This is a genomic window from Deltaproteobacteria bacterium GWC2_65_14 (genome assembly GCA_001797615.1).
In the GTDB taxonomy this organism is placed as follows: domain Bacteria; phylum Desulfobacterota; class Deferrimicrobia; order Deferrimicrobiales; family Deferrimicrobiaceae; genus GWC2-65-14.
This window is the reverse complement of sequence record MGPV01000004.1, coordinates 1,885-5,822: the sequence shown is the minus strand read 5'-3', so window position 1 is coordinate 5,822 and position 3,938 is coordinate 1,885. Positions and strand designations below refer to the sequence as shown.

At 67.3% G+C, this 3,938-nt stretch carries 2 protein-coding genes and 2 pseudogenes (2 of these 4 only partly in view); 2 read left to right on the top strand and 2 right to left on the bottom strand.

Annotation, left to right across the window (positions count from 1 at the left end; all coding sequences use genetic code 11):
* A pseudogene (locus tag A2X88_02905) lies at nucleotides 1-334 on the top strand (hypothetical protein) (it extends 227 nt beyond the left edge of the window).
* A gap of 2 nt (nucleotides 335-336) precedes the next feature.
* Here the strand turns inward: A2X88_02905 and A2X88_02900 are convergent.
* Nucleotides 337-1,704, bottom strand: coding sequence for a DNA repair protein RadA (locus A2X88_02900; protein ID OGP35733.1), 1,368 nt, complete (start codon nucleotides 1,702-1,704; stop codon nucleotides 337-339).
* Nucleotides 1,692-2,816, bottom strand: a complete 1,125-nt coding sequence (locus tag A2X88_02895; GenBank protein OGP35775.1) for a TIGR00299 family protein — start codon at nucleotides 2,814-2,816, stop codon at nucleotides 1,692-1,694. The genes A2X88_02900 and A2X88_02895 overlap by 13 nt, the downstream gene beginning before the upstream one ends.
* A 193-nt stretch (nucleotides 2,817-3,009) precedes the next feature.
* Between A2X88_02895 and A2X88_02890 the strand changes: the two are divergent.
* A pseudogene (locus A2X88_02890) lies at nucleotides 3,010-3,938 on the top strand (integrase) (it continues 61 nt past the right edge of the window).

Sequence of the window (3,938 nt, the reverse complement as noted above, 5' to 3'; positions counted from 1 at the left end):
GGATATCGCCGAGCCGTCGCTGCCGGAGGAGATCCTCTCCTTCTTCGGGCGGACCGCGGACGCCGTCGTCTCCGACGCGGCCCCGAACACCTCGGGCGTCTCCGTGACCGACCGGGCCCGTTCGGCCGACCTTGTGCTGTCGGTGCTGTCCCTTGCAGGGACGACGCTGCGGGAGGGAGGGACCTTCCTGGCGAAGATCTTCGAGGGGCCGGAGGCCGACGAGGTCTTCCGGGAGCTGCAGGGGAAGTTCTCGAAGGTGATCCGGGTGCGGCCCGGGGCGACCCGGAAGGAATCCTCCGAGCTCTACCTGCTTGCCCGTGGCTTCCGGGGGTAAGGCTACTTTTTCCAGGCGGCGGCCAGCGCCTCCTGGACGTGGCGAACCGGCACCAGGGAAAGGGAGGTCTTCGCGGAGAGACGCTCGGCGTTGGAGGCCGGCAGGAGCACCCGGGTAAAGCCCATCTTCGCCGCCTCGTTCAGCCGGCTCTCCGCCATCGGCACCGCCCGCACCTCGCCTCCCAGCCCCACCTCCCCGAACGCGGCGGTCTTCTCCGGGATCACCTGGTCCCGGAAGCTTCCCGCCACCGCGCAGAGCAGCGGCAGGTCTGCCGCCGTCTCGTCGAGCCGGATCCCCCCCGCCACGTTCACGAAGACATCCTGGTTGTAGAGAGAGAGCCCGGTCTTCTTCTCGAGGATCGCGCAGAGCAGGACCACACGGTTCGTGTCGGCCCCCAGCGTCGTGCGGCGCGGCATCGCCAGGAACGACTGGCTGACCAGCGCCTGGACCTCCACCAGCAGCGGACGGGTCCCCTCCACCGCCGGGAAGACGATCGTCCCCGAGGTCTCTCCGGAGCGCTCCGACAGGAAGAGTCCGGAGGGATCGGCCACCTCCGACAGCCCAGTCGCCCGCATCTCGAAGACGCCGATCTCGTTCGTGGAGCCGAACCGGTTCTTGACCGCCTTCAGAATCCGGAAGGGATGCCCCTTCTCCCCCTCGAAGTAGAGGACGGTGTCGACCATGTGCTCCAGAACCCGAGGCCCCGCGATCGCCCCCTCCTTGGTCACGTGCCCCACGAGGAAGACCGAGACCCCCGTCTTCTTTCCGAAGAAGACCAGCCGCCCGGCGCTCTCGCGCACCTGACCGACCGACCCCGGCGCCCCGGGAAGGTCGGAGGTGAACATCGTCTGGATGGAGTCGACGATCACCACCGCGGGGGAAAGGCCCGAGGCCGCCTCGATCACCCGCTCCACCGAGGTCTCGGCCAGGAGGAAGATCCCCTCTCCCGGAACGCCGAGGCGGGAGGCGCGCATCTTCACCTGCGCCTCCGACTCCTCGCCCGAGACGTAGAGCACCTTCCTGCCGCCCCGCGCATACCCGCGCGCCGCCTGGAGGAGGAGGGTCGACTTGCCGATCCCCGGGTCGCCGCCGATCAGGGTGGCCGACGCAGGCACCAGGCCGCCCCCCATCACCCGGTCGAACTCCGCGATCCCGCTTGCGCTCCGCTGCGAGGCGGACTCGGTCACCTCCGACAATGGAATCGGCTTCGAGGCGGGGACCCCTTCCAGGGCGACCCGGTACTTCGTCTCCCCCGCCGCGACCTCCTCGACGATCGACCCCCACTGCCCGCAGTCGGGACACTTCCCCAGCCACTTCGGGGAGGAGAACCCGCAGGCGGTGCAGGCATACTCTATTCTTACCCTCGCCATTTCCTCGCCACCTCGGCGGCCACCTCGTCGAAGGTCGCCTTCCTCGCCCGAACGATTTTCTTCACGTCGTCGTACTCGGGGACCGGACGGACGGAGCCGTCGGGAAGCTCCGCCTCCTTGACGCGGATCTTCCCGAACCGGGTCGAAACCGTCTTCACCGATCGGACCAGCTTGAGCCGGTCGCAGGCATGGTACCGAAGCCCGATCGCGGTGGAGAGGGAGAAGACCGCCGCGGAGACGATCTCGAGCCGCTCCTCCGGGCAGAGGATCCGCAGCACCCAGCCGGGTCGGTTCTTCTTCATGGTGGCCGGGATCACGACGACGTCGAGCGCCCCGGCGTCGAAGGCCCGCTCCATCAGCAGCTCGAACCGCTGCGGGTTCATGTCGTCGATGTTCGCCTCGATCTCGAGCACCCGGTCGCGCCCCCGGATGCCGGAGACGGCTTCCCCCTCCACCACCCGGAGGATGTTAGCGCGGCCGGGGATCTCCCGGTGGCCGACCCCGATTCCGACCGCCCGGACCGTCATCTCCGGCGGAGGAGCGAAGGAGGCTCCGAAGGCGCGCAGGAGCGCCGCCCCGGTGGGAGTCACCAGCTCTCCCTCCCCTTCCCCGAAGCGCCAATTGGCGCCGGTGAGCAGGGAAAGGGTCGCAGGGCCGGGGACCGGGATCTTCCCGTGGGAGGACCATGCCTCGCCCGATCCTCCCGGAAGCGCCGAGCAGTAGGTCTCCGGCGCGCCCAGATGCTCGAAGAGGAAGGATGCGGAGACGATGTCGACGATGGCGTCGACCGCCCCGACTTCGTGGAAATGCACCTTGTCCCGGGTGGTTCCGTGCACCTGCGCTTCCGCATCGGCCAGGAGCTCGAAGCAGGAAACGGCGCGGCCCCGCGCCGCCCCCGGCAATTTCGAACGACGCAGGAGGGAGAGGATTTCGGGAAGATGTCTCGCCGACTTCTTCCGAGCGGAGACCTTGACGCTCACCCGGTTTCCCGCGATCCCGGAGGAGGTGGCGCGCTCGACGGACAGGGAGTATCCGCGGACCGGAAGCCCGCGCAACGCTTTGCGCAGCTCCTTCCCGGCCCCGGAAAGCGCAAGGAGCGCCGCGCAGGTCATATCTCCCGCGATTCCCGAGAAGCAGTCGAAATAGAGGATTTTCTTCACACCGCCCCCGCCGGTGCCATCCGGACCGGCCTCACCGCACGATATCACTTCCCGCCGGGATTGTCCCCGGCCCGTCCGGCACGGGGATTGCTCCCATCTTCCGGAAACGATTCTTTCTCAAAGGATAAACGAAAGGAGAACCGCATTGGACATTTCCTCCCGATCTGCCCCGCCGGGAAAGCCGAAGCTCCTCGACCATTGCCGGAACGAGCTTCGGACCCGCCGCTACAGCCAACGGACCGAAGAGGCCTATGTCTCCTGGATCCGACGGTACTTGCGCTTTCACGGAATGCGCCACCCGCGCGACATGGGGAAGGGCGAGATCGAGGCGTTCCTTTCCCGTCTGGCCACCAGGTCGAACGTCTCCGCGTCGACCCAGAACCAGGCGCTGGCCGCGATCCTTTTCCTGTATCGCGACGTTCTCGGGACCAGGCTGGATTGGCTCGACGACGTCGTTCGGGCGAAGAAACCGAAGCTCCTTCCGGTCGTGCTGACGCGGGAGGAGGCGCGACGGATCCTGGTCCACCTGCACAGCGAGAAGTGGATCGCCGCGATGCTGATGTACGGTTCCGGGCTTCGCCTCCTCGAGGCCTTGCGGCTGCGGGTCAAGGACGTAGACTTCGGCTACCGCCGGATCACGGTCCGTGCGGGAAAGGGAAACCGGGACCGGGTCACCGTCCTGCCGGAGGCCGTCGTGCCCCGATTGACGCGCCACCTGGAGGAAACCAGGATCCTCCATGAGCAGGATTTGAAAAACGGAAGCGGCTACGTTACACTCCCCGGTAACCTGGAGAAGAAATACCCCGGCGCCAACCGGGAGTGGGGGTGGCAATGGGTCTTCCCCGCACGGCGGCAGTTCCAGGAACCGGTCACGGGGCGACTCTTCCGGCATCACCTCCACGAAACGGTTCTCCAGCGGGCCGTGAAGGACGCTGCAGCACGGGCGGGCATCCGGAAACCGGCCTCCTGCCACACCTTCCGGCATTCATTCGCGACGCACCTTCTCGAAGACGGGTACGATATCCGGACCATCCAGGAACTGCTGGGGCACAAGGACGTCAACACCACGATGAT

Excerpts from the sequence above, each read along its gene's own strand:
- A2X88_02900 (OGP35733.1), bottom strand. The coding sequence starts at position 1,704 with ATGGCGAGGGTAAGAATAGAGTATGCCTGCACCGCCTGCGGGTTCTCC.
- A2X88_02895 (OGP35775.1), bottom strand. The coding sequence starts at position 2,816 with ATGACCTGCGCGGCGCTCCTTGCGCTTTCCGGGGCCGGGAAGGAGCTG.